Below are 23,798 nucleotides of genomic sequence, written 5' to 3'. Positions count from 1 at the left end.
ACCACCACACCCTCCCAGAAACACCAGAAGAAGTGGTGGACCCCCATTAGGTCTTGCGGGCATCTTCGTGGGGGGGTTGGCCGTGGCGGTGTCCATCATCCTGTCCCGGCTCCCGTGACATCCCCGGGAGGACGGATACCCAGGTGTCGGGTGTCCGGTGTCACGCGTGGGTGACATCCACGCGTGCGGGCGGAAATGGTCTCGTTCTCGAATGCCGAACCCCGCTGAGCTTTAGGCCCCCTGACCTCCGTCGATCACGTAGGTGGTCCCGGTTATCGGCCCCGCGGCAGGGGATACCAGGTACGCGACCAGGCGGGCCACCTCGTCAGGTTCGGTGATGCGGCCGGCCGGTATGGACTTCTCGATGTGCCGGCCGGCCGAAGAAGAGTCCAGTCCCTCGTGAGTCGCCACAGCTGCCTGGAGACCGTCGTATCGCCTGGTGTTGACGGGGCCGGGTGATACGGCGTTGATGGCGATACCGTCGGAAGCGAGCTGCACGGCGAGTGATGACACGAGGCTCTCCAGCCCGGCGTTCATGACCGTGGAGGTCAGAAGGTACGGGAAGCGGGTGCGGGAGGCGTTGCCGGTCACCACCACCACCCGTCCGGCCCCGGTCTCGGCGAGGTAAGGGCGAGCCGTCCTGACGGCCCTGATCGTTGCCAGCACCTTCATCTCGAAGGCCAGCATCCACTCGCGGTCTGTCAGCGCGGAGAGATCACCCAGCGGGGTAGATCCGACACAGCAGACGAGACCGTCGAGTCTCCCGTGCGTCGCCACGGCCATCCCGATTAGTTCCGCCACCCCTAGCGTGGTGGCCAGATCGCCGACCACGCCGACCGCGGTCGCTCCGATGGCGCGAGCCCGCTCGGCAGTGCGGGCCACGGCATCGGGGTCGCGTGCGCCGACGGCGAGGGCGCCACCTTCCCCGGCGATCTCGAGCGCGACCGCCCGACCGATACCCACCCCGGCTCCCGCCACCGCCACCACCCGGCCGTCCAGCCCCAGATCCACCTCTACGACCCCGGCTTGAGAATCCTGGCCGCATTGCGGCCGACGAGCTTGGCGTACACCTCATCGGACAGGCCGAGGGCCCGCACCTCGTCGAGCGACTCCTTCATCGTCTGCACCGGCCAGTCGGTACCCCACATCACCTTCTCCGACCCGTCGCGGTTCCACCACTGAGCGTTGGTGATGTAGTCGAGTATGTCCGGCGGCCAGGTGCGGGGTGGGTGCCCGTCCGCCAGGATGAACACATTGTCGAAGTTCTTGGCGAGCATCACCGTCTCGCGCTCGTAGGGCCAGCCGTTGTGGATGGCCACGAAGGTCAGTTCGGGGAAGTCGAAGGCCACGTCGTCGACCATCGTCGGGAGGGCCACCAGCTTGGCCCGGGAACGCATCGACTGGCTACCGATCTGCATGGCGATCGGGACTCCGAGTTCGGCACAGACCGCGTAGATCGGGTAGTAGCGGCGGTGGTTGATGTCGAGACCGAACCAGTGCGGGTAGACATGGACACCCGTAAAGCCCAGGGTCTCGATGCCGTAGCGGATGTAACGGATGGTCTCCATGCCCAGGAGCGGATTGATGCCCACCCAGCCGAAGAAGCGGTCCGGGTGGGACTCGAGCAACGGCGCGACAAGATCGACGGGGTTGCCCAGCTCCTCGCCTCCGACACCGTCCGCCACCCGGTTGGCGATGATGCCGGCCATGTCGACCCCGCCCTCCTCCATCATCTCGAGGAAGAAGTCGGCGCTTCCCCCGCCGACCGAACTGTCCATCCCGAAGTAGTCGTACCGACCCAGCCGAGTTGAGGGCCGGAAGTTCACAGAGGTATCGATAACAGGCGGGGACGCCGATGCAGACTGCTCTCCGCTGTGCGACAAGTTGCCCCTCCAGTCCGGGCCGTTGCGCGACACCCTCGGCGAGTGTAGGAGGCAAGAACCGAGGCAGCCGCATCGAGACTCCCGGAAGCGGGATCGCCGGCGCCAACTATCGAATATATACTAATCAATACAGATTTAGTAGTGACTCAGGGCAACATAGTACTGATGATCCTGTGATTACCGAGAAAGGACGAGCAAGTGAGAGTTCCTCGGCGCGTTCCCTCGATCACCACCCTGGTCAGCGAACTCGACCTGGAGCGCACTGCGGCGGTCTTCCAATCCTTCGGCAAACCGACCGTCGGCGGGAAGTATCTTCATTGGGACGATCTACGGCACCGGGCACCCCCCCACGGGCTATCCGTTCGTGAGTGGTGGCTCACCCTCAAGCTCGCGCGGGAGTTCGGGCGGAAGCAACTGCCGTTCGAGGATACGAACGGCCGGAGTTTCAGCTATGTCCTGACCGACGAGGCACTAGAGATGGTCCATCGCATCGATGGCTTCGCCACGGGCTTGGTGGAAGCGCCCGAGGCGATCACCAACTCTGCCACCCGGGATCGATACCTCGTAACTTCCCTAATGGAGGAGGCAATCGCGTCCAGCCTGCTAGAAGGGGCAGCCACCACGAGACGCGAAGCGAAAGCCCTTCTCCGATCCGGCAGGAGACCGCGTACCCCGGCCGAGCGCATGGTCGTCAACAACTACCTGACCATGCAGCAGATCACCCAGGATCTAGCCCTCCCGCTGTCTGTCGAGATGGTGAAAGATCTGCACCGAACGGTAACCGAGGGAACCCTCGAGAACCCCGACCATGCAGGTCGGTTCCAGCAACCTGGTGAGGTCAGGGTCGATGTTGGCGACCCCCACGATCCAGATATCGTTTTCCATCGTCCGCCACCCGCGGAGGAACTCGATGCTCGGATTGGCGGACTGACCGAATGGGCCAACGCGGCGGGCGACCAGCCGTTCATACACCCGGTAATCCGGGCTATCGCCCTCCACTTCTACCTGGCGTACGTTCACCCATTCGCTGACGGGAACGGCCGCACCGCCCGAGCCCTGTTCTACCGGTCACTACTGCGCCAGGGCTACTGGCTGGCCGAGTTCATCTCCATCTCTCCCCTCCTGCAGAAGTCGCCGACCAAGTACGGCCGAGCGTTCACGCACGTCGAGACCGACGATGCAGACTTCACCTACTTCCTGCTGCATCAACTCGATGTGCTTTCCAAGGCGATCGACCACCTGTTCGTATATCTTGAACGCAAGACAGCCGAACTCCGGTCGGTTGAGCACGTTCTGCGGAGAGTCCCCGGGCTCAACCATCGCCAACTAGCTCTGCTGAGCCATGCTGTCCGCCATCCAGACGCCGCCTACACGTTCGAGAGCCACCGTGCCAGCCAACGAGTCACCTATCAGACCGCTCGAGTAGACCTGCTCGACCTCGAGTCCCGCGAGTTCCTGGAGCGCCACACGGTGGGTCGCCAGTTCCGGTTCTACCCCTCTGAAAGGCTCGTGGATCTGCTCGGACACGACACCTAGGCAACTCGAGCCGGGCGACCAACGGTCCAACTATACAAAATCTACTAGTTGATACAGATTTAGTACTTGGATGCGCCTCAACCACCGGCCTTCTCTAACTGCGGAAAGCCCGGCTCACCACGCGTCCATATGAGGCGAACCCGATCTTGTGACGCCCCCAGAGACCAAGCAGCTCCATTCGCCGTAGCATCGGAACCAAGTGCCCATAACTCGCCCTCCACCAGCCACCAGCCACGGCTCAGGTGTCCAGGGCCGATAGTCGGAGGGACGGATGGAATTCGGAATACAGGTAGGTGGTGACTACAACCTGGCAGTCACCGCGGCCAGATGGGCGGAGCGGCAGGGTCTGGTGGCGTTCGCCCGTGCTGACCACTACCTGGTGCACACGCTCTCCGGCCAGAACGCCGGTCTGTACGACACGCTGGCCGTCCTCGCCGGGTTGGCTCGTGAGACCGTGAGGATCGAGTTGGTGGTCCTCGTCAGCCCCATCACATTCCGCCACCCTGCCGTGCTCGCCAAGCAGTCGGCGACCATCGACCACATGTCCGGCGGCCGCTTCGTCCTAGGGCTCGGGACCGGATGGCTGGAGGAGGAGCACCGCCGGTTCGGAATTCCCTACCCGCCGTGGCCCGAACGATGGGAGAGGCTGGAGGAGGCGCTGGGCTACCTGAGAGCCGCGTTCGGCAAGGCCCCGCCCGGATTCTCCGGGAGGCACTACTACCTGGACGCCAAGCCGGTCGAGCCGCCTCCCACCGGGGATCTGCCCCTCATGGTAGGAGGGTTCGGTCCCCACCGATCGCCGCGCCTGGCGGGAACCTACGCGGACGAGTACAACCTGGCCCTGCTCGCCCCGATCGACGATCTCGAGGCCCGGATCGAGCGAGCACGGGAAGCCGCCTCCGCAGCGGGACGGCCACCCGGAGCCCTCCGGGTCAGCGCCATGGGGCCGGTCATCGTCGCGCCAGACCAGGCGACCTACCGGCGGCGCCTCGAGGAAGGCGCCGCCTACCGGAGGATGGACCCCGACGACCTGGAGGCGAGCTTCTCGGAGTGCCTTCTGCCTCACGGCACCCCTGAACAGATTGCGGACCAGATGGCACGGTTGGCCGCGGCCGGGGTAACGCGCTTCTATGTCCAGTCGATCGGATCATGGGACGAGTCGCTCATGGAGGAGTCCTTCGAGATACTCGGAGGATGATCCGCCGCGGTTCGCCGGTAGTCTGGAATGATCGGAACCTGCGGTCGGAGGTGGCGCCGTGGACGAGTTGAAACGAGACCTGAGAGATGCCGTCGGGGGACCCCACGTCTCGACCGCACGGAGGGACCTCGCCTACTACGGAACCGACCTGAGCCAGATGGAGGTGGCCCCGGCCGACTTCGTCGTGCAGCCCGCCACAACCGGGGAGGTGGCTACCGTCGTCCGTCTCGCCAACGAGCACGCAGCGCCGATCTATCCGCGAGGCGGAGGGCTGTCCTACACGCTCGGCTACACGCCCACCGAACAGGGCGGGATCCTGCTCGACACATCCCGTATGAACGCTGTCCAGGAGATCGACCTCGACGCCATGTCGATCACCGCCCAGACAGGCTGCACCTGGAAGGACCTCAACACCACCCTCCTGGAGAGAGGCCTCCGGATGGTCTTCTGGGGACCTCTCTCGGGCGAGGGATCGACCCTGGGGGGATGCATCTCCAACAACGTCGTCTGGTACGGGTCTGCCAAGTTCGGAACAGTCGGGGACACCCTCCTCGGCCTCGAAGTGGTCACGCCCACCGGGGAGGTGATCAGGACCGGCTCGGGCGCTCATCTGGACGGGTGGAACCACTTCCGCTACTACGGACCGGACCTGACCGGGATGTTCGTGGGAGATTCCGGGGCCTTCGGGATCAAGACCGAGGCCAGCTTCGAGCTGATGGAGCAACCCCACGGGCACGAGTCCATGAGTTTCGACTTCCCCACCGTCTCGGCACTCCTCGCCGCCATGGCCGCGATAGCCCGGTCGCGCCTGGCGTCGGAGGTGTTCTACCTGTCGAGCAAGCGGCTCGACGGGCTCATCAAGGCGGGATACGGATTCCTCGCCGGCGCCACCGAAGTTCTCCACGCATCGACCGAGGGTCCGAGCGCCGAGGTGATATCCGCCAATGCGGGTGCCATCCGCTCCATCGTCGGGGACCATGGAGGCCGGGAACTGGCCGGTGAGTTGGCCGGCAAGTGGCGGGACGAACCGTTCATGGGCTTCGTGGGCGGCATCACCGCTTCCCTGGTGACGGTCAACGGAGAGGTATGGGCGCCGGTCCATGGAATCGTGCCGTTCGCCGCCGCCGAAGAACTGATGGAGAAGGTCGACAAGCTGGCCGAGGGGTACGCCGACGCCTTCGAGCGGGAACACGTCTACAGCTACCACCTGATGTGCGCGGTCAAGGGCCAGATGCTGCTCGAGACCAACATCGTGTGGCCTGACGAGTTGGACCCTCTGCGCCGGGCGTACGTCCTCGACCCCCGCAACGTCAAGATGCTCGGCAAGGTGCCGACCCGGATGGCCGTGAAGGCGCTCGTGAAGGGCGTGACCCGCCGCAGGGGACGGTTCGACGAGGCACGGCGGGTGGCCGCCGAGTTCCGGAGCGAGGTCGCCGACCTCTACCAGGACCACGGCTGTGTCAGCTTCCAGATCGGCCGGTACTACGACTTCGCCGGCCACGTTTCCGAGACCTACTCGGGCTACGTCCGGACTCTGAAGCGGCAACTGGACCCGAACGGGATCATGAACCCGGGCGTCCTCGGAACCTGACCGGCCCCGAAACCTGCCGTACCGCTACCTCCTCCGGCCGGGTGCGAGGCCGTCGGCGAGTTGTTCCAGCGTGATCGCGGTTGCCATCGCCCGGCCCGCTTCGGCGACCAGCTTCTGCGCGTTGGTCCGGAAACCCGCCGCGGCATCGATCAGCTGACCCCGTGTGGCCTCGCTGGTCACGATGGGCGACCCGTCGTTCCCGATGATCGCCGACGGAGCCACGAGCAGTTCGACAGGCCCGTCGTACACCGGGACCGCCACATCGGATATGCGTTCGACCGTCCGAAGGAACGCTCGGACATCGGCCCTGTCCGGCGCCGAGTCGAGAAAGGCCTCGATCTGCGCGCTCAGCTCGGTGATCCCCACTTCGCGGTCCTCTCCCATCATGGCTGCGCAGGGTAGCGGACCGGCTCTCCGGAACCAGCTTGACACCCGTCCCTTCGCGCTCGAAACTCGACCGGACAGACGCGAGAAGGAGAGAAGCATGCGCTCCCACGTCGAGATGGTTCATGAGCAGGATCTGATCTGGCACGCACCCGAACTACCGCGCGGTGAGGGCCGGGCACGCCAGCAGAACCTGTCGTACGACGAGGAGAACGGGGCCGGATCCTTCAAGGTGTTCTTCGAGACCGACTGGGGACGCCCGGGCGGTTATCACAGCGCCGACACCGAGTGGTTCGTGCTGGAAGGCCGGGTCCACCTGGGCGATACCGATTTCGGACCGGGCGGGTACTGGAGAGCCCCGGCCGGACTCAGGGTGCCGCACATGCGGGTCGAGTCGGGTACGGAGGTCCTCATCTTCCGCGAGTACGGGGACTGGGGCTTCTCGATCTCCGACCGCGACCAGAGCGACTTCGTCTCCAAGGGCGGGAACACCGTCTCCACCGTGCCCGGCGAACTGACCATCGTGCACAGCGAGAAGATGGACTTCATCCAGAACAAGCCGGAGCGGGGGCTCACCCAGCAGTTCCTCTCGAAGAAGGATCTCTTCTTCGACTGGGACCCCAACTACCAGACCAAGGGCTTCCGCACCTTCGTATGCCACGCACCCCCGGGATGGGGCGACGAGCGGCTGATCCACCATCCCGTGTTCGAGGAGGCGTACTGCCTCTCGGGCAGCATGACCTACAACTACGGCCCGATCTCCCCCGGCGTCTACTTCTGGCGTCCGGCCAAGGTGAAACACGGTTCGTTCCTCGCCGACAACGAGGAGGGAACCACCTGGATCTTCCGCCTAGACGGCGACCTGATCAACTGGGTGACGCTCGAGCCGGAAGTCATCGTCAAGGGAATCGCCGACAACTACGATCCGGACGACCCGGACCAGGCGCCCGAGATCGCAGGCATTCCCACCCGTTCCCGCAGCATCGGCCCGTGGGACGGCTACGGACGCTGACCCGCATCCATCCAGCAACACGAGGCGGCTCGCACGGCGGGCCGCCTCTCTCGTTGAGGGACTGCCTGCTCCACCATCCGAAAGTGGCAGAACCTCTGGCTGTCAAGGGAGGGTGGCACAATCGGCCGGGACCGACCGAGAGAGCAACTAGATGACCGGACAGACCCCGTCCTTCGACCAGCTGCACGGGACCAACGATCCTTTCGGCCTCGCCAAGTTCTCGATCAGACGCTCCTCCGTGCAGTACCTGCTGGTGGTCCTCGTCGTCATAGGCCTTCTGATAGCCGCCAACATCCAGGCTGCACTCCACGGGAACACCACACTGCGCGTGCTGGCCGGAACGATTCTCGCGCTGACGCTGGCCAGTACCGCCTTCCTCATTTTCAAGGGGAACCGGACGGTGGCGGTCGAGGAGTGGATCCGCCGGCTGGGAATGGGCGACTTCGAGTTCCGCATCGAACCATGGGGCCACGACGAGGTTTCGAAGGCGTGTGAGGCCCTCGAGACACTGCGGCAGAGTTCCATCCGGGCGATGCAGCTGGACCTCGTGCAGGAGCTATCGGACGAACTCCGGGAGAAGAACGCCGAGCTGCAACGCACCCTCGAGGAGTTGAGGAGCGCCCAGGACAGGATCATCAGCCAGCAGAAACTGGCCGAGCTGGGAGAGCTGTCCGCCGGCGTCGCCCACGAGATCCGCAACCCGCTGCAGTTCATCCGGAACTTCGCCGGCTCCTCGCAGGTCATGATCGGCGAGATCCGGGAGATGGCTAGAGGACCGGGACCGGAAGACCCCGAGGAGATAGACGAACTGACCAGAGACATCGGCGAGAACATGCAACGGATCGTCAACCACACGGACAGGGCGGATCGGATCATCGCGGACATGCTGGCCATGGGGAGGAGGAGCACCGGCACCTTCGGTCCTGTCGACCTGAACGGGCTGCTGGAAGACCAAGCCCGACTCGCCCATCAGGCGGTCCAGGCCCAGCTTCCGGGTTTCAGCGCCAAGATTCGGTACGACATCGAACCGGATCTGGGAGATGTCCATGCGGTGGAGGAGGACCTTGCGCGCTTGTTCACCAACCTGGTGACCAACGCCTGCCACGCCATGGTGGAGCGGGCCGATGTCTCCGAAGACGGCTACCAACCGGAATTGAGGCTGGAGACCGTGCGAACTCCTGAGGGCGTCGCGATCAGGATCCGGGACAACGGGGTGGGCATGAGCCCGGACGTCATGTCAAGAATCTTCAACCCGTTCTTCACTACCAAGGCGGGCAACCGCCACACCGGGCTGGGGATGACCCTTTCCCATGAAGTCGTCCGGGAGCACGGCGGCAGGATCACCGCGATGTCCGAACCCGGTGAGTACACGACCATGACAGTGGTGCTTCCCGGAACTCCGGCCACCCGGAATCCCTAACGAACAACTAGCAACCACCAACTCCTACGGCGTTGGCTCCGGCGCGACGACCGAAGATCAGACCGAATGCAAGACCGCCATGCTCGCGCGTGTAGGCCCTGCCGGCGTCGGCGCCCGCCGCGAAGAGTCCTCTGATCGGCCGGCCACCGCGGTCGAGCACGCGGGCGCCGGCGTCGATCCGCAAGCCGCCCGCCGGGTCCACCACCCCTTGGACCACCGCGGCCGCGTAGAAGGGTGCGCGGTCGATGGCGCGGCCGCCCTCCCTGCGCGGCGGCCACAGATCCTCGAGCTTGCGCCCTCGGGCGGCGGCGTTGTACTCGGCCAGCGTGCGCAGCAGGCGTCGGGGGTTCACGCCCTCGTTATAGGAGGGGGTCCTGCGCCATCGGGCGAGCCCGAGGGCCAGATCCTCTACGGTCTCGGCACTCAGTATCCGGGCGCCGAAGCCACGAGCGACCTCGATGGTCTCGGCGAAGTCCTCGTAGACCTGCCGGTCGAAGATGCAGAAGCCCACTCCCTCCCGCTGGCGGCCGGTGGCCCACCCGATAACCGTGTAACGGGAGGACTCGTCGACGAAGCGATCACCCTCGAGGTTCACCAGGATCGACGGCTCGTCACCCCAGATGGGAGGGCGCAGGCTCAGCCTCTGGACGCCCGACGGCACCGGCTCCGGCATCCGGCGTTCCTCCGGCGTCAGACCGCTCCCACCACCGAGGAACTCGTGCCGGTCGTCCGGCGGCTCAAAGGGCGGGGCGAACACGCAACCACCGGTGCTGACCGAGATGCCGCTGCTGACCGACGCTCCCACGTCCAGCGCCGCCAGGATGCCATCCCCGTCGTGATGCCGGGAGCCGTAGTAACTGCCGCGGTCGCCGTAGACCCCGAAGTACCGGACCTTCAGGTCGACATTCCGGCTGAAGCTGCCGGTTGCCAGTACCGTCGCCGGTGCCTCCGCCTCCACCGGAGTGCCATCGCTCATGCAGACCGCTCCGACCACCGCGCCGCGGTCGTCCGTTCTCAGGCTCCTGAGGCCCGTCCCGAGGAGGAGGCGGCCGTCGTGCTCCTCGAGATGCCGGCGCAGAACCGAGAACAGCCGGATGCCGCCCAGCCCCTGATGGGGGAAGTAGTTGTAGCGGCCCGGTGCATCGGGATCGGGAACCAACTCCACTCCCAGCGAGCGGAGCCAGTCGAGCGCTACCGGGAAGTCGTCGACGAGTGCCTGTTGCAGGTCGGGGTCACCCTCCGGGTTGCCGGCGCGCATACCCTCGTAGCTGTCCGACTCGATGTCGAAGCCGCCGGCCCACTTCGCGTTGCCTCCGATGCGACGGTCCTTCTCCACGACCACCACATCCGCGCCGGCCCGGGCAGCCGTGACCGCGGCGCTCATCCCGCCGATGCCGGAACCCGCCACGAGGACATCGCAAGCAATCCGGCGCACCGTGCTCACCTCGGCCGGGAGACCGCGTGGAGGTCTCGGTAGGCTTCCGGGCAGGCACGCGCGGCAGCCACCTGACGGGAGGGTTCATGTCCAAATACCCGCATCTTTTCAGCCCTCTCGAGATTGGCAACACGACGGTTCGCAACCGCCTCATGCAGACCGCGCACGGCAAAGCATATTCGGTCCGGAACCTCGTCTCCCGGCGCGACTACGACTACAAGGTGGCCAGAGCGGCGGGCGGGATCGGCCTGATGATCACCGGAAGCCGCCCGGTCCATCCCACCGGGGCGCAGCGGGGCGCGACTCTCGCCTACCTGCGCGAAGGGATCCCCTACGATCGCCGGCTCACCTCGGCCGTGAGGGAACACGGCGCCGTCATATACGGACAGCTCGCGCATGTGGGCATGATGATGCCCAGTGACGCCAACGACGACCCCCGCGTCCTGTGGAGCCCGTCACCCATACCGTCTCCCCATCCGTCCGAGATCGCTAAGGAGATGGAACCCGAAGACGTCGAGGAGTTGATCGAGTCGTACCGACTCTCCGCCGAGATCATCCGGGAAGGCGGGTACCAGGGGGTGGAACTCCACTTCGCCCACAGCTACCTGATCCACCAGTTCCTCTCCTCCATGTTCAACCGGAGGACGGACGGCTACGGAGGTCCCATCGAGAACCGCATCCGCCTTCCGATGAGGATCGTCGATTCGGTGCGGGCGGCGGTGGGTAACGACTTCGTCGTCGGGGTGCGGCTCGGTATGACCGACTTCCTCGACGGGGCGCACGACCTCGCCGACACGATCGTTGTGGTTGACGCAATGGCGGACAGCGGGCAGGTGAACTACGTGAGCCTGTCGGCCGCGGGGTTCAACAAGGGTCTCGAGATCGCTCCTTCCGACGTACCGAGCGGTCACATGGTGGGGATGGCCGCCGAGGTCAAGGCCGCCGTTCCCGGGCTGGTCACCTTCGTGATCGGAGGCCTCAACGATCCGGCCGAAGCTGACGAGATCGTAAGGAGCGGCCAGGCCGACATGGTGGCGATGACCCGGACCATGATCGCCGACCCGGAGTTCCCCGACAAGGTCCGGGAAGGGCGGGAGGACGAGGTGTACCACTGCATACGGGCCAACCAGGGATGTATCTCCCGCGTCTTCCGCGGCCTCGCGGTCGGATGCACCGTCAACCCGGCCACCGGCCGGGAAGGCCGTTTCGGGAGCCCCAAGGTCGCGACCACCGGCACCGGGCGCCGCTGGCTGGTCGTAGGAGGTGGCCCGGCGGGAATGAAGGCCGCCGAAGGCTTGGCGCGATCCGGTCACGAGGTGACGCTCGTCGAGGCCGCGGACCGGTTGGGAGGCCAGGCGAACCTGGCGATGCGGACCCCGGGCCGGGACACGTTCGGGTTGCTCGTCACCGACCTGCGGAGTCAGCTCGATCGGCTCGGGGTCGAGATCCGGCTCGGTGTCAGAGCAACCATCGGGACGGTGGATCAGCACGACCCCCACGGCGTGGTCATCGCTACCGGAGCGCTGCCCGGACGGGACGGGTATTCCCACGCAGCCCCTCTGAGACGCCGACTCCCCGGGGTTGAACTCCCACATGTCGTCACGCCATGGGAAATACTCGGCGAGGGACAACCGGCCGGGGACCGGGTCGTGGTCCTGGACGGCGACGGGTCCCGCTACGCGGCCGGCACGACCGAGGTACTGCTTGATCGGGGCGGCAAGGTCGAGTTGATCAGCCCGAACGCCGACCTCTTCCCGGCTACCGTCACCACCCTCGACCGCACGTTCGTCTACCAGCGGCTGTTCTCGAAGGGCCTCGGCTACCACCTCAACTCATGGGCCTCGGAGATCACCCCGGACTCGGTGTCGATGTACAACGTGTACTCCGGGAAGCGTCGGGTCATTCGAGACGTCGATACCGTGGTGCTCGTCACAGGTCGAGTCGCCGACGACAGCCTCTACAAGGAACTCAAAGGACGGATGGCGCGCCTGCGCAGGATCGGGGACTGCGTGGCGCCCCGCTCCCTCGACCACGCCATCTACGAAGGCTTCGTAGCCGGCCGCGAACTCGGACCGCTCCAAGACCGCCACATAGGCGCAGGAGAACTTGAGGCCTGGAGAGATTGAACTGGTGGCTGGTGGAGGAATAACCCCTGTCGATCAGCAAACGAAGTAATATATACTATTACTAACCGCTAACCGCGTCCTCATGCTGGGGGCAATAGGCGGCTAGGCCGAGACCGGCGGCGGTGCGCATCCCGCTTATCTCTATGGGGCTCAAGGCTCTGCCCTGCGCTTCGATGGCAGCCAGTTCCTGATCCTCGACCTCCTGCCACGTCGCACCCTCCTGCAGGGCGGCGCAGGCGCGCCAAACCATGTCTCTGCTTTGCTCGACTTGCTCGTCGGTGATGAACGGCTGATCCATGAAGTTGTCGAACGCCGCCCGAGCTTCCTCGGTGCCTTGGGGCGTCCTCGAGGCTATAGCCTCCGCCTGAGCCTCCTCCTCGGACTGTCCGCCGCAAGCCACGAGTAGTAGAACAGCCAGTAACGCCACGTTCAGCCGTCTCATAACAATGGCTCCGTTCGTCGGTTTTCGTGCGGTGACTTCGGCCCTCAGCGTACTAACGGGGGATGGGGGTTTCAACACCTACACCGGCTGTTCGTGTTGAGTCCGGTAGTGGATCCGTGGGGGTGGGAGTGCTCGGTTTCGGGTGTCGAGATGACGGATGCAAGGTGGGGCCGACCGACCGTTCTGCTGCGGGTCGAAACAAATACATATTCCCCCGGGACCGGCCTGTCCCGGACTCCCGTTCAGGCGCGTAGCTCCCGGGTCACCTGCCCACCTCGTCGATGTAGCTACCTTCTTCCATCTCCTCCTCTCTCATCAGCAGGGCAGGAACTATGGCCAGTAGGGAAAGCAGACCCGTGATCATGAAGAGGTTCTGGAATACGGTGACGCCGGCTCCGATCAACACGGCCTCGGTCTCTTCGAACGACGGCCCGAGGCCCACGTCGGCGGTGAGGCTGTAGAAGCGCTCGATACCCCAGGCCGACAGGGCGGCGAGGCCCAACGCCATCCCCACCATGCGCGCCGCCGTGACCAACGACGCCGCCGCGCCCCAGTAACTGCTGGGCGACGCGCTCAGAGCACTCACGCCGATAGGGGGTATGACCAGCCCGAACCCCAGACCCGCCGATATCAAGGGCAGGGTCAGCCTCGGCTCCGCCACCTGCGTCTCCCAGGTGCTCATGAACACGAGGCCCGTTCCCATCAGCACCAGGCCCGTGATGCACACCGACCTCACACCGGCCCAGCGAAGGACGTAACCTCCCACCACCGCCCCCACCGGAATGGCGGCGGTCAGGCGCAGCAGTTGCAGCACGCTGTCCAGGGCCGACTTCTCCTGGACGGTGCCTGCCATGAGGGGAACCGATACCAGAGCAATGATCAAGGCCACTCCGACCAGGACCTGGGTGCCGTTGGAGGACAGGAACGCCCTCGACCTGTACAGGAATGGGGCCAGCAGAGGCTGCGTGGTCCGCCGCTCGAGCCGGACCAGCACGCCGACCAGCAGCGCTCCGGTCGCAACCAGCAGGTACGGGTAGACGGAGGTCGCCGAGAAGAGGCTTCTCTGCGACAGCCCGGCGGTCAGGAAGATCAGGGCCCCTCCCATCACTATCGCCCCCAGGTAGTCCATCTTGGCCTCCGGGTTGGCGCGGTCCGGCAGGAGGGCCAGGAGTGCTATGAGAATGAAGCTCTGTGGTATGTCCAGCCAGAAGATCCACCGCCAGCCGAGCAACTCGATGATGGCGCCCCCGTACAGCGGGCCCAGTACGGACCCGGCCTCGGCCGCAGCAGCCACCAGACCGATGGCGATCCCCCTTCTCCGGGCTGACACGGCCGCCACCGCCATGGCCAGGCCAATGGGAACGGTGGCGCCGCCCCCGATGGCCTGGACCACCCGGGCGGAGACGATCCATCCGAAGTTCGGCGCCAGCGCCACGAAGGCCGACCCGACCGAGAACACCACCAAGGCCGCCTGGAACATCCTGACCCGGCCGTGGACGTCGGACAGGCGCCCGCCCAGAGGCATCGCCACCGTGTAGGCGACCAGGTACGCGGTCACGATCCAGGACGCCCTGTCCAGCTCCGTCAGCGGGATTTCCAGGTCCAGCATCACACCGGGCAGCGCGGCGACCACCACGGTCTGGTCCAGGGCGGTCGAGAACACCCCCAGGCAGAGGATGCACAGTACAACCGATTCGGAAGACCCCAGCGAGGAGACTCGGTTCCTGAGGCCGGTCACGACCCGGATCCGACATCCGGGATCTGGATTTCCACCGGAGCGTTTATGCCCACGATGTTCAGAAGACGGACGGTCTCCGGGGCGTCGTCGTCGTAGATCCGGCCCGCAATCCTAAGCCGGCGCAGGTTGGACTCGGCTTCGTCGATCCACAGGGTCAGGTCCACGTCATGACCGGGGTCCGCGGTGTTGATGAGGGAAAGCAACTCGTCAGACGCGAGTTCTGCCTCGATCACGACCGTCTGGAAGTCCCCCAGGGACTCCCGGCCCGTGACGACGGCCCCGTCCTTGATGGTGGTGAGCAGATCCCGCAGGGTCAGGCCCAAACCTGCGAAATTGAAGGGAACCTCCTCCAGGGGGAGGGGGTTCCATGGAGAGTCTTTGGAGAACTTCAGGAAAGCCTGCTCGCCGACCGCCAGCATCTCGATCTCCACGAAACCGAACCCCGGCGCCTCCACGTCCACCACCATCTTGAAGCTGTCGGGTGCCTTGACCTCAGCCTCCATGCTCTTGAAGGTCGTACCGAAGAACTTGGCTCCCGACTCCTCCACGTCGACCATGTTGAACTTCAACGTGGACATGGCGGCCATGTTCTCTCCCGCCCTGGAGAGCAGGTCGTCCAGATCGACGCCCGGGGCGGGATCCGGCTCAGACGCCCCGCCGCAGGCATTGACCGAGAACAGGACAACCACCATCAGAACGATGCTCGGCAGCCCCCTATGAAGCGTCCTGGACAGGTTCATCTCCTACCCTCCTTGACTCGGCGTCCGGCGGGAGGCGGCAATCCCACGGGCACGGAAACTTCCCGCATCTTGATCAAGCGCACGCGGCGGCCGTACAACCCCGAGCCCGTCTACCAGGCGCCGAAGGCGGACCTGGTGACGAGCACAGATTACAGATCGGTGGCGCCCCTGTCAGGTGATCCTGATGTGTCGGACGCAACGGTCCAATATGGAAGCGCCGCAACGCGATCGCCCGTGGCCTGCTGCCCGGTCTCGCCAGGGCGGGACTGCGCGCTCAGACCTCTGCCCCGCTTGCGGCAGTGCCGCTCAACCGCAGGCGGAACGCCGCCGCCGCCCGGGTCAAAATCTGACAGCAAGAGCGGAGTTCTGATAGCCTCGACCGTGCCGGTCCGGTCGCCCGATCGGGCGTGGGCTGACTTCCGCAGGATGCCCCGACCAGGACGAACCGGGCGGCCCTGCAGGAGAAGGAGGGCTTGCAATGCCACGATTGTTGTTCCTGGTTTCGAGCGCGAGAGAGATGCAACTCGCGGACGGATCCGACTACGAGACCGGTTACTTCGCCGATGAGGCGCTTACACCCTATGAACGCTTTATCGAGGCGGGGGTGGATGTGGTGGTCGCCACACCGGATGGCCGCTCGCCTTACGCCGACCCTTACGGCCTCGAGGAGATCTTCCACTATCCGGACGACGACGAGGATTTCCTCAACAGCATCACCCGGACCTTCGCCCATGACGTGGACGACATCCGCCTGACCCTCCGCCATCTGACGGAGCTGGGCATGATCTCTGCGCTACGAGTGTTCAACCGGCTCAAGGAAGCCGGGCTCAGCCCGATCGAGGCCCGCAAGCTCATTTCGAGCGCTGCCTCCACCTCTTGGCGCAGCGACACCCAGTTCCTGGACGAACTCGAGACCCAGGACCTGCCCGGATCGGTCACGCGGACCGACCTCGAGGCGGCCCTTTCGGAAGTGATCGCAGATAGCGGCGCCGAGTCGCAGCGCGTCAAGGATGCCCTCGACTCGCTCCCCGACTTCGTCTCCCCGGCCAACCTGTCGACCATGACGGACGACGAGATCGCCGAGTTCGATGCGGTGTTCGTCCCCGGCGGCCACGGCCCCATGGTGGACATGGCCGACAATCAGGACGTGACCCGCGTGATCGGAATACTGCACGAGAAGCAGGCCGCCATCGCCTCGGTGTGCCACGGTCCCGCCTTCCTGCTCTCCGCTCCCGCCAACATGGACGGCCAGTGGCTGTTCGACGGCTACCGGGTCACATCCTTCACCGACGAGGAGGAGGACCAGACCCGGCCCGGCCAGCAGGGTCTGTCCTGGTACCTCGAGAGCTCCCTCCGCAACGCCGGAGCGGTGTTCGACGACGGGCGCAACGCCTGGGCATCCCATGTCGTGGTGGACCGCAACCTGATCACCGCCCAGAACCCGGGCTCCGCCGACGCGGTTGCGGACGCGGTCCTGAAGAGCCTCGACGTACTGTGACCGGGAGATGATGCCGATGTCCGACACTGCCGCCGCCTTCTGGGACGCGATCCGCGCCGCCGACGTGGACGGAGCGATGGACCTGGTGTCCGACGACGCCACCATCGACCTGCTTGCGGCCAACGTCAAGGGGGGCAAGGACGAGGCCAGGGGTTTCTTCTCCGCCACGGTCACGGCCTTCCCGGATCTGCTGCTGACCACCAAGAACCACTTCATGGGGACCGACGGCACTGCGGTCACCGAGTTGAAGATGGAGGGCACCCAGGCGGCGGAATACCTGGGCGTGGTCAACCAGGAGAAGCACATCGATCTCGACCAGGTATGGCTGCTGGGCACATCCGATGGCCAGGTAACTTCCATCCGGGGCTTCTGGGATCAGAACGTCCTCTACCGCAGGCTGGCGGTCAAGCGCCTCGACGCGGTATCGATCGTTTAGGAGGGAACTCGTGACGACAACTGCTACGAAGGCCGACCCCACCGCCACGGTGGAGGCCTTCTTCGACGCCTATCGGCAGCATGACACGCTGGCTATGGTGGACCTCTGCACCGACAACGCCGACTTCTCGTACGTCCCGTTCGAGATTTGGACCAAGCAGCGGGTCATCCGGGGCGACGGGAAGGTAGCCACCCTGGGACGGCCCATGTGGGAAGGTCTCATCAACTCCTTCCCCGACCTGTCCAACGAGGTCCACTCCATCACCGCATCCGAGGACGGAAAGGTGGCGGCGGTGGTAAGCATCGGCGGCTGCCAGGCGAAGGGCTGGGGACCGATCACCCCCAAGGGCATGAAGTACTGGGAACCCCACGCGTTCATCTTCGATGTCAACGACGACGGGAAGATCGAGAGCCTGACCGCCTACTGGGACAGCGCCTCGATCTACCGCCAGCTCGGACACATGGAAGTCGACTGAGGAAGGAGGAACCATGACTCTTAGACGTGAGGAGTGGCAGGGGATCGTCCGGGATGTCGACTGGACCCTCGGCTACGTGGACGACGAGGCGGTCTACCCGGACTGGCTGAGCGGATCGGGCAAGGTACCCCGTGAGGCTTGGTCGAAGTGGGAGGAGAGCTACAAGGTCGCCTATCCCGAGTACGTCCGTACCCAGGACGAGAAGGAAACGTCGGCATACGCGGTGAAGGCCGCCCTGAACCGGTCGAACCAGTACGAACAGTTGGACGAAGCGTGGAGGTCGTCGGTCAAGATGCACCTCGGAGGGATTGCCCTCGTCGAGTATGCGGCTGTCTACGGCGAGAGCCGCATGGCCCGCTTCGGCCTGAGCCCCGCCTGGCGGAACATGGCGGTCATGGGCACCCTCGACGAGATCCGCCATGGCCAGCTCAGCCTCAACTTCGCGCACGAACTGGTGGAGCGCGATCCGCAGTTCGACTGGGCCCACAAGGCCCTCCACACCAACGACTGGGTGAGCATCGCGCTGCGGGCGCTCATCGACAACATGATGATCGGCGGCAGCGTGGTGGACATCGCCATCCAGTTGCCGTTCGCCTTCGAGACCGGCTTCACCAACATCCAGTTCGTAGCCCTGGCCGCCGACGCCCTCGAAGCGGGCGACGTGGCCTTCGCCAACCTGATCTCCTCCATCCAGACCGACGAGGCCCGCCACTCCCAGCAGGGCGGACCCACGTTGGAGGTGCTGGTCGAGCACGACCCGGTCCGGGCGCAGTGGACGGTGGACAAGTTCTTCTGGCTCTCGGCCCGGGCCTTCTCCGCCCTGACCGGACCCTCGATGGACTACAACACCCCCGTCGAGCACCGCAAGCAGAGCTACCGGGAGTTCATGGAGGAGTGGATCATCGACCAGTTCGTCCGCACCATCCAGGACTACGGACTCAAGCGGCCCTGGTACTGGGACGAGTTCATCGCGGGCCTCGACGTGTGGCACCACTCCCTCCAGATGGGCGAGTGGTTTTGGCGCCCGACCCTGTGGTGGAAACCGGTGGGAGTGGACGCCGAGTCCCGCGAGTGGCTGATGGAGAAGTACCCCAACTGGGATCTGCTCTACGGCGACAAGTGGCGGGTGATGGCCGAGAACATCGCGGCCGGCAACATGAACCGGGCCCTTCCCGAGACGCTGCCGTGGCTGTGCAACTACTGCCACCTCCCGACCTGCAACGCCACGTACGGGTATGACGGCAAATGGCGGGTGCGCAATCACTCGCTGGTGCACAACGGGGTCAGGTACCACTTCTGCACCAGGACCTGCCGCCAGATCTGGTGGGAGGACCGCGACGCCCTCAACAACAAGACAGTGGTCGAGCGCTTCCTGGCCGGCGAGATCCAGCCGATGGACGTGCCCGGGATCCTTGGTTACATGGGTCTCACCCCCGACGTCATGGGTGACGACGCGGGTGGCTACGACTGGGTCGAGTCCTACGCGGCGACGGTGCCGTCCGGAGCGGGGGTGGGTTCGTGAGCGACAACGGCGGCGCTCCCGAGCCCCAACTCGTCCCGCTGAATGCGATCTTCGCCGACGACTTCGTCGAGTTGTTGATCCCGGTGATGTCCAACAACACCATGGCCGAGGTTGCCGGCGCGGTCGCCCATCACGCCGAGGGCGTGAGGGTGCGACCCCGCGACGCTCACAAGCGGGTGTATCACAACAACCGGGTACTGCCCGACGACATGACGGTGGCCGAGGCCGGCATAGGCCCTCTCGACCATATTCGCGTCGACTACGACGACTGAGGGGAGGTCGAGAATGCACAATCCGGTAGGACCGATCCTCCGTATGAGCGACTCGATCGACCAGATCGTCAACGCCATCGAGGACGACAACCCCGGCCGCGAGATCGAGGTCATAGACCGGGGCGCCTACGTGCGCATCCAGGCCTCCTCGTTCCTCAAAGTAACGGCCGAATCACTCAGGCGGTATCTGGGACCGGACTACGAGATCCGATCGTTGGAGACCCTGTTGACCGCCAACGCGGGACGGATCAACACGTCCCGCAGCGACCAGACGAGTTGGTCGCTGGGCGGCGCGACCGAGGAGGACGTGACATGAGCGCCAAGAAGCGGAAGCTACGCACTTGGAGCGAGTTCGGCGAGATCCGCCGCCGGCCCACCGAGTACGAGATCGGTACCCACGCCGCCAACTACACGGCGCGCAGGGATCGGCTGGCGCCGCTCGAGCAGAACCCGTCATCGCCGGGCAACCTCTGGTTCCTGGCCTATCGTGACAAGTCGCTGCTGCAGATCGACGACTGGGAGGTCTTCAGGGATCCGGACCGGTTGACGTACCGGGCCTACGTGGCCAAGCAGTCAGCGGGGGAGACGAAGGTCGAGGGGCTGATGGACAGCTTCGCGGAGGTCGATCACGACAAGTCCCTCTCCCCCGGATGGGTGGAGATCCTGCGGACGCTCTACACCCCGATCCGCTACCCGGCGCACGCCCTGCAGATGCTCCAGTCCTACGTGGCGCACATGTCGCCCACGGCGTACATCACCAATGCGGCGTGCTTCTCGGCCGCCGACCAGCTCCGGCGGGTCACGGTGGTGTCGATCCGGACCCGGGAACTGCAGATCGCCTACCCGGACGCCGGTTTCGCCACCGGCGAGAGGGCAGTCTGGGAAGGTCACGAGGGATGGCAGCCGGCACGCCGGCTCCTCGAGCAGGCGCTGATCGCCTACGACTTCGGCGAGGCTATCACCGCCGCCAACCTCGTGATCGGTCCGACCCTCGACGACATCCTCAACCGGGCACTCGGCGAGGCGGCTCGAGCCAACGGTGACGAACTGACCTGGCTCCTGTGCCAGAACCTGGCCGCCGACTCGGCTCGCAGGGGCAGATGGTCGGCTGCGGTTGCGAAGCTGGCCGTGGAGCAGCGCGAGGAGAACGGCGCCGCGTTCGAGCGCTGGATCGCCAAGTGGGCCCCCCGCGCCGATGCGGCTGCGCTGGCACTGGGCGGGATTCTCGCCGAGGCCCCGGCCGGCGACATCAGCGCCGAGACGGTGGCCGCGGAGGCCCGGGCGGCGCGGGACCAGTTGCTCGCCGATGCCGGCCTCGTCTCCCTGCAACCCGCCGGATAGCGAGTGATCTGTCCGCAACTCCACTGAGGAGCCCCTCATGAGCGACGCACCCCGGTGGCTCGAGGTCATGGACCTCGATGACCTATGGGAAGGCGATATCGAAGGGGTCGAGGCAGGGGGCACGAAGGTCGTGCTTGTCAACGTCGACGGGGAGGTACGCGCCTACCGGGACCGCTGTCCCCACCAGGCATGGCCCCTCCACGACGGAGACCTGGACGGCAACGTCCTGACGTGCATCAACCACCTGTGGGAGTTCGACGCCCTCACCGGCGAGGGAATCAACCCCGCTGACTCGGCCCTCTTCTCCATCCCCTGCAAGGTGGAGGGAGGCGTCATCTGTGTAGCGCCGCCCGGCTGACATGGCAGGTCTCTCCGAGACCGTCATGCTCCTGGGCGGCGGCACGGCCTCGGCCGCGGCTGCGTCAAACCTGAGACATCTGGGGTTCGACGGGCGCGTGATCCTGGTGTCCGACGAGGACGTACCGCCCTACGAGCGTCCCCCGCTGTCGAAGGAGGTGCTTGCCGGGTCGATGGCATCGGACGACACCACTATCCGCGAGGAGGGCTGGTACCGGGACAACGATGTAGAACTGGTCCTCGGCACCAGGGCGACGTCGGTCGACGTAGACGCTTCCGCCATCGAGACGGACCGGGCCGGAACGATCCCTTACGACCATCTCCTGATCGCCACCGGCGGCCGGGCCCGCCGGCTGCCCGGCTTCGAAGGCGAGCGGATCCTGCACCTGCGCACCCGGGACGACTCGGAGGAACTGGCCAGTCGGATCCGTGACGGCGACCAGGCCGTGGTGCTCGGTGGCGGTTTCATCGGTTGCGAGGTGGCGGCGACCGCCCGCTGGCTGGGGGTGGAGGTCACCATCATCGAGATGGAGGATCAGTGCCTTCGTGCTCCGCTGGGAGACCGGTACGGCCGAGTCATGACCGAGATCCACAGGGATGCGGGCTGCACCCTGCGTCTCGGAGAGCGGGTCAAAAGCGTCGTGAAGACCCCGGGCGGCCTGGCTGTCACGACCGACCGGGGCAAACTCGAGTGCGAGTGGATGCTGGTGGCAGCGGGGATGGTCCCCAACACCGAACCCGTCCACGGCACCCCGATCGAGGTTGACGGGGGGATCCTCGTCGACCGGCGCTGCCGGACGCGGGTTCCAGGGGTGTACGCGGCCGGAGACGTGGCCGCCACGGAGCAGCACGCCGGGGGACACCTGCGTGTCGAGCACCATGACAACGCCATGAGGCAAGGCGCGGTGGTGGCCCGCAACATCCTTGGGGAGTCTGCGACAGACGACACCCCGCACTGGTTCTGGTCGGACCAGTACGACCTCACGGTCCAGTCGCTCGGACACTTCGACCCCTATGCACACCATGTCATCCGGGGTTCGGTCGCGGAGAGGTCCTTTTCGGCCTTCCAGCTATCCGGCGGGGCGGACGGGGATAAGATCGAAGCAGTGCTGACCATCGGACGACCCCGCGACGTGTTCGCCGCCCGCAAGCTCATGAGGGCGGGCACGGCGGTCACGGCCGCCCAGATCGAGGACCTGTCCACCGACCTACGCCGGATAGGCAGGCCGAGGAGGAGGCGATGACCGGAGCCCGGCTTCCGGAGCCGACCGTCACTGTCTGCCACACCAACGTGCGCATCGACCAGACCGAGGCCAGGCGCATCCTGGCCCGGCTGGAAGGCTTGCGCACCGACCAGGCTCATCATGCCCTGAAACTCAGGGCAGGAACGGTGTCGGCGCCCCTCGCGCGCGTCGTCGAGCACGCCATCGCCGAGGCGGCCCGGTTCGGTATCCGCAGCGACGAGACGGTGGTCGGATCTTGGACCGTCGGCGACGGCGACGTAGTGACCCGACTGCGCCGGATGGCTCACGGTGTGGCCGACTGGATAACAACCCGGACCACCCGGGTGGAGATTCAACTCCGGGTGGTCGACTGGCGGAACCAGACCGCCGGAGAAGCCGCCGCAGACCCTAGACCGAAGGAAGGAAGGTGACCTGATGGACGCCCCAACCGGCATCGAGACCCAGATCATCGAATCGCTGCGCAAGGTCATCGACCCCGACCTCGGCGTCAACATCGTCGATCTCGGTTTCGTGCGCAAGGTCGAGGTCGACGGTCAGCAGGCTTCACTGGACGTGACGCTGACCAACCCGTTCTGCCCGCTTACAACGGTCATCGAAGACCAGATGAGGATCGAACTGGTCGGCCGGGGCGTGCTCGAGGACTTCGATGTCAGCTGGGTGTTTGACCCGCCTTGGTGTCCCGACCAGGTTTCGGAAGAAGGACGGAAGCAACTCAGGTCGATCGGGTTCGCATCGATGTGACCCGCGGCCCCGTCCCGTCAGATCAAGCAAGAACAAATGACCGAAAGGACTAGACCATGGTGACCATCCTGGCCCGGTGGGTAGCGGCTGAGGGCAACGAGGAGAAGGTGGCCGAAGGCCTGCGCGACTACGTGCCGATGGTGCTCACCGAACCGGGATGCATCGCCTTCGACGTCTACCGGGGTATCGACAATCCTCGCCTGTTCGTCCTCGTCGAGTTGTACGCCGACCGCGCCGCCGTCGATGCCCACATCGCATCCGACCACTTCAACGAAGTGGCCGTCAAGGAACTCCGCCCCCTGCTGGAGAACCGCGAGGTCGAGTTCCTCGAGAAGTGTTCGTGATTGGTGGGTTGTGGCTAGTGGCTAGTGGCTAGTGGCTAGCCCCAATTCTTCATGGGGGTAGTG

The 23,798-nt window shown here is 65.5% G+C and carries 24 protein-coding genes and 1 pseudogene; 18 read left to right on the top strand and 7 right to left on the bottom strand.

The genetic code is table 11. The annotated features are described in order from the left end of the window. Positions 1–231 precede the first annotated feature (231 nt). Together OXK16_14840 and OXK16_14835 are read right to left on the bottom strand one after the other, a co-directional pair. Positions 232–1,011 carry an SDR family oxidoreductase gene (locus OXK16_14840; GenBank protein MDE0377220.1) on the bottom strand — a complete coding sequence of 260 codons (780 nt, stop codon included), beginning with the start codon at positions 1,009–1,011 and terminating at the stop codon, positions 232–234. A gap of 2 nt (positions 1,012–1,013) precedes the next feature. Further along, positions 1,014–1,826: an amidohydrolase family protein gene (locus tag OXK16_14835; GenBank protein ID MDE0377219.1), complete on the bottom strand. Its 813-nt coding sequence runs from the start codon at positions 1,824–1,826 to the stop codon at positions 1,014–1,016. A 255-nt stretch (positions 1,827–2,081) separates the two neighbouring features. On the opposite strand from OXK16_14835, the gene OXK16_14830 reads away from it, so the two are divergent. From OXK16_14830 to OXK16_14820, 3 genes are all read left to right on the top strand, one after another. Beyond that, positions 2,082–3,419 carry a Fic family protein gene (locus OXK16_14830; GenBank protein ID MDE0377218.1) on the top strand — a complete coding sequence of 446 codons (1,338 nt, stop codon included), beginning with the start codon at positions 2,082–2,084 and terminating at the stop codon, positions 3,417–3,419. Between the two features lie 271 nt (positions 3,420–3,690). Beyond that, positions 3,691–4,617: an LLM class flavin-dependent oxidoreductase gene (locus tag OXK16_14825; GenBank protein ID MDE0377217.1), complete on the top strand. Its 927-nt coding sequence runs from the start codon at positions 3,691–3,693 to the stop codon at positions 4,615–4,617. A gap of 58 nt (positions 4,618–4,675) precedes the next feature. After that, the gene (locus OXK16_14820) at positions 4,676–6,208 is read left to right on the top strand and encodes an FAD-binding oxidoreductase (GenBank protein ID MDE0377216.1); all 1,533 of its coding nucleotides are present in this window, start codon (positions 4,676–4,678) and stop codon (positions 6,206–6,208) included. Positions 6,209–6,232: 24 nt separating this feature from the next. Here the strand turns inward: OXK16_14820 and OXK16_14815 are convergent, their stop codons facing one another. Beyond that, positions 6,233–6,595, bottom strand: coding sequence for a hypothetical protein (locus tag OXK16_14815; GenBank protein ID MDE0377215.1), 363 nt, complete (start codon positions 6,593–6,595; stop codon positions 6,233–6,235). A 97-nt stretch (positions 6,596–6,692) separates the two neighbouring features. On the opposite strand from OXK16_14815, the gene OXK16_14810 reads away from it, so the two are divergent. Continuing rightward, positions 6,693–7,604 (top strand): DUF4437 domain-containing protein, encoded by a 912-nt coding sequence (locus tag OXK16_14810; GenBank protein ID MDE0377214.1) that lies wholly within the window; start codon positions 6,693–6,695, stop codon positions 7,602–7,604. A gap of 151 nt (positions 7,605–7,755) precedes the next feature. Next, positions 7,756–9,024, top strand: a complete 1,269-nt coding sequence (locus OXK16_14805) for an ATP-binding protein (GenBank protein MDE0377213.1) — start codon at positions 7,756–7,758, stop codon at positions 9,022–9,024. A gap of 7 nt (positions 9,025–9,031) precedes the next feature. Here the strand turns inward: OXK16_14805 and OXK16_14800 are convergent. Beyond that, a pseudogene (locus OXK16_14800) lies at positions 9,032–10,438 on the bottom strand (FAD-binding protein). A 47-nt stretch (positions 10,439–10,485) separates the two neighbouring features. Between OXK16_14800 and OXK16_14795 the strand changes: the two are divergent. After that, complete coding sequence (locus tag OXK16_14795; GenBank protein MDE0377212.1) at positions 10,486–12,585, top strand: FAD-dependent oxidoreductase; 2,100 nt, start codon at positions 10,486–10,488, stop codon at positions 12,583–12,585. 61 nt (positions 12,586–12,646) lie between these two features. Here OXK16_14795 and OXK16_14790 read toward each other — a convergent pair whose 3' ends face one another. From OXK16_14790 to OXK16_14780, 3 genes are all read right to left on the bottom strand, one after another. After that, complete coding sequence (locus OXK16_14790; GenBank protein MDE0377211.1) at positions 12,647–13,027, bottom strand: hypothetical protein; 381 nt, start codon at positions 13,025–13,027, stop codon at positions 12,647–12,649. Between the two features lie 262 nt (positions 13,028–13,289). Continuing rightward, positions 13,290–14,765: an MFS transporter gene (locus OXK16_14785; GenBank protein ID MDE0377210.1), complete on the bottom strand. Its 1,476-nt coding sequence runs from the start codon at positions 14,763–14,765 to the stop codon at positions 13,290–13,292. Next, positions 14,762–15,505, bottom strand: coding sequence for a hypothetical protein (locus OXK16_14780; GenBank protein MDE0377209.1), 744 nt, complete (start codon positions 15,503–15,505; stop codon positions 14,762–14,764). The genes OXK16_14785 and OXK16_14780 overlap by 4 nt, the downstream gene beginning before the upstream one ends. A 478-nt stretch (positions 15,506–15,983) precedes the next feature. On the opposite strand from OXK16_14780, the gene OXK16_14775 reads away from it, so the two are divergent. Genes OXK16_14775 through OXK16_14720 form a run of 12 tightly spaced genes read left to right on the top strand, consistent with a single transcriptional unit; the run spans position 15,984 to position 23,735 of the window. Then, positions 15,984–17,003, top strand: coding sequence for a type 1 glutamine amidotransferase domain-containing protein (locus OXK16_14775; GenBank protein MDE0377208.1), 1,020 nt, complete (start codon positions 15,984–15,986; stop codon positions 17,001–17,003). 16 nt (positions 17,004–17,019) lie between these two features. Further along, a complete protein-coding gene (locus tag OXK16_14770; GenBank protein ID MDE0377207.1) occupies positions 17,020–17,439 on the top strand; it encodes an ester cyclase in 420 nt (139 codons plus the stop codon). A gap of 10 nt (positions 17,440–17,449) precedes the next feature. Then, the gene (locus tag OXK16_14765) at positions 17,450–17,914 is read left to right on the top strand and encodes a nuclear transport factor 2 family protein (GenBank protein MDE0377206.1); all 465 of its coding nucleotides are present in this window, start codon (positions 17,450–17,452) and stop codon (positions 17,912–17,914) included. Positions 17,915–17,927: 13 nt separating this feature from the next. Further along, a complete protein-coding gene (locus tag OXK16_14760) occupies positions 17,928–19,436 on the top strand; it encodes a toluene monooxygenase (GenBank protein ID MDE0377205.1) in 1,509 nt (502 codons plus the stop codon). Next, a complete protein-coding gene (locus OXK16_14755; protein MDE0377204.1) occupies positions 19,433–19,708 on the top strand; it encodes a toluene-4-monooxygenase system B family protein in 276 nt (91 codons plus the stop codon). The genes OXK16_14760 and OXK16_14755 overlap by 4 nt, the downstream gene beginning before the upstream one ends. Before the next feature lie 13 nt (positions 19,709–19,721). Beyond that, positions 19,722–20,024: an MmoB/DmpM family protein gene (locus tag OXK16_14750; protein ID MDE0377203.1), complete on the top strand. Its 303-nt coding sequence runs from the start codon at positions 19,722–19,724 to the stop codon at positions 20,022–20,024. Beyond that, positions 20,021–21,049: a toluene hydroxylase gene (locus tag OXK16_14745; protein MDE0377202.1), complete on the top strand. Its 1,029-nt coding sequence runs from the start codon at positions 20,021–20,023 to the stop codon at positions 21,047–21,049. The genes OXK16_14750 and OXK16_14745 overlap by 4 nt, the downstream gene beginning before the upstream one ends. A gap of 37 nt (positions 21,050–21,086) precedes the next feature. Further along, positions 21,087–21,407 (top strand): Rieske 2Fe-2S domain-containing protein, encoded by a 321-nt coding sequence (locus OXK16_14740; GenBank protein MDE0377201.1) that lies wholly within the window; start codon positions 21,087–21,089, stop codon positions 21,405–21,407. Position 21,408: 1 nt separating this feature from the next. Beyond that, entirely contained in the window at positions 21,409–22,650 is a 1,242-nt protein-coding gene (locus OXK16_14735; GenBank protein ID MDE0377200.1) for an FAD-dependent oxidoreductase, read from the top strand. Continuing rightward, the gene (locus OXK16_14730) at positions 22,647–23,060 is read left to right on the top strand and encodes a hypothetical protein (GenBank protein ID MDE0377199.1); all 414 of its coding nucleotides are present in this window, start codon (positions 22,647–22,649) and stop codon (positions 23,058–23,060) included. The genes OXK16_14735 and OXK16_14730 overlap by 4 nt, the downstream gene beginning before the upstream one ends. 4 nt (positions 23,061–23,064) lie before the next feature. Further along, on the top strand, positions 23,065–23,391 hold the full coding sequence (locus OXK16_14725; protein MDE0377198.1) for a metal-sulfur cluster assembly factor: 327 nt from the start codon (positions 23,065–23,067) through the stop codon (positions 23,389–23,391). 56 nt (positions 23,392–23,447) lie between these two features. Continuing rightward, positions 23,448–23,735 (top strand): putative quinol monooxygenase, encoded by a 288-nt coding sequence (locus tag OXK16_14720; protein ID MDE0377197.1) that lies wholly within the window; start codon positions 23,448–23,450, stop codon positions 23,733–23,735. Positions 23,736–23,798 lie beyond the last annotated feature (63 nt).

This window comes from bacterium (assembly GCA_028821235.1).
Taxonomy (GTDB): Bacteria; Actinomycetota; Acidimicrobiia; order Spongiisociales; family Spongiisociaceae; genus Spongiisocius.
This window is presented reverse-complemented; position numbering and strand designations above follow the sequence as displayed.

Excerpts from the sequence above, each read along its gene's own strand:
- OXK16_14720 (MDE0377197.1), top strand. The coding sequence starts at position 23,448 with ATGGTGACCATCCTGGCCCGGTGGGTAGCGGCTGAGGGCAACGAGGAG.
- OXK16_14745 (MDE0377202.1), top strand. The coding sequence starts at position 20,021 with ATGAGCGCCAAGAAGCGGAAGCTACGCACTTGGAGCGAGTTCGGCGAG.
- OXK16_14750 (MDE0377203.1), top strand. The coding sequence starts at position 19,722 with ATGCACAATCCGGTAGGACCGATCCTCCGTATGAGCGACTCGATCGAC.
- OXK16_14790 (MDE0377211.1), bottom strand. The coding sequence starts at position 13,027 with ATGAGACGGCTGAACGTGGCGTTACTGGCTGTTCTACTACTCGTGGCT.
- OXK16_14770 (MDE0377207.1), top strand. The coding sequence starts at position 17,020 with ATGTCCGACACTGCCGCCGCCTTCTGGGACGCGATCCGCGCCGCCGAC.
- OXK16_14725 (MDE0377198.1), top strand. The coding sequence starts at position 23,065 with ATGGACGCCCCAACCGGCATCGAGACCCAGATCATCGAATCGCTGCGC.
- OXK16_14805 (MDE0377213.1), top strand. The coding sequence starts at position 7,756 with ATGACCGGACAGACCCCGTCCTTCGACCAGCTGCACGGGACCAACGAT.
- OXK16_14775 (MDE0377208.1), top strand. The coding sequence starts at position 15,984 with ATGCCACGATTGTTGTTCCTGGTTTCGAGCGCGAGAGAGATGCAACTC.
- OXK16_14730 (MDE0377199.1), top strand. The coding sequence starts at position 22,647 with ATGACCGGAGCCCGGCTTCCGGAGCCGACCGTCACTGTCTGCCACACC.
- OXK16_14810 (MDE0377214.1), top strand. The coding sequence starts at position 6,693 with ATGCGCTCCCACGTCGAGATGGTTCATGAGCAGGATCTGATCTGGCAC.
- OXK16_14760 (MDE0377205.1), top strand. The coding sequence starts at position 17,928 with ATGACTCTTAGACGTGAGGAGTGGCAGGGGATCGTCCGGGATGTCGAC.
- OXK16_14735 (MDE0377200.1), top strand. The coding sequence starts at position 21,409 with ATGGCAGGTCTCTCCGAGACCGTCATGCTCCTGGGCGGCGGCACGGCC.
- OXK16_14740 (MDE0377201.1), top strand. The coding sequence starts at position 21,087 with ATGAGCGACGCACCCCGGTGGCTCGAGGTCATGGACCTCGATGACCTA.
- OXK16_14780 (MDE0377209.1), bottom strand. The coding sequence starts at position 15,505 with ATGAACCTGTCCAGGACGCTTCATAGGGGGCTGCCGAGCATCGTTCTG.
- OXK16_14815 (MDE0377215.1), bottom strand. The coding sequence starts at position 6,595 with ATGATGGGAGAGGACCGCGAAGTGGGGATCACCGAGCTGAGCGCGCAG.
- OXK16_14825 (MDE0377217.1), top strand. The coding sequence starts at position 3,691 with ATGGAATTCGGAATACAGGTAGGTGGTGACTACAACCTGGCAGTCACC.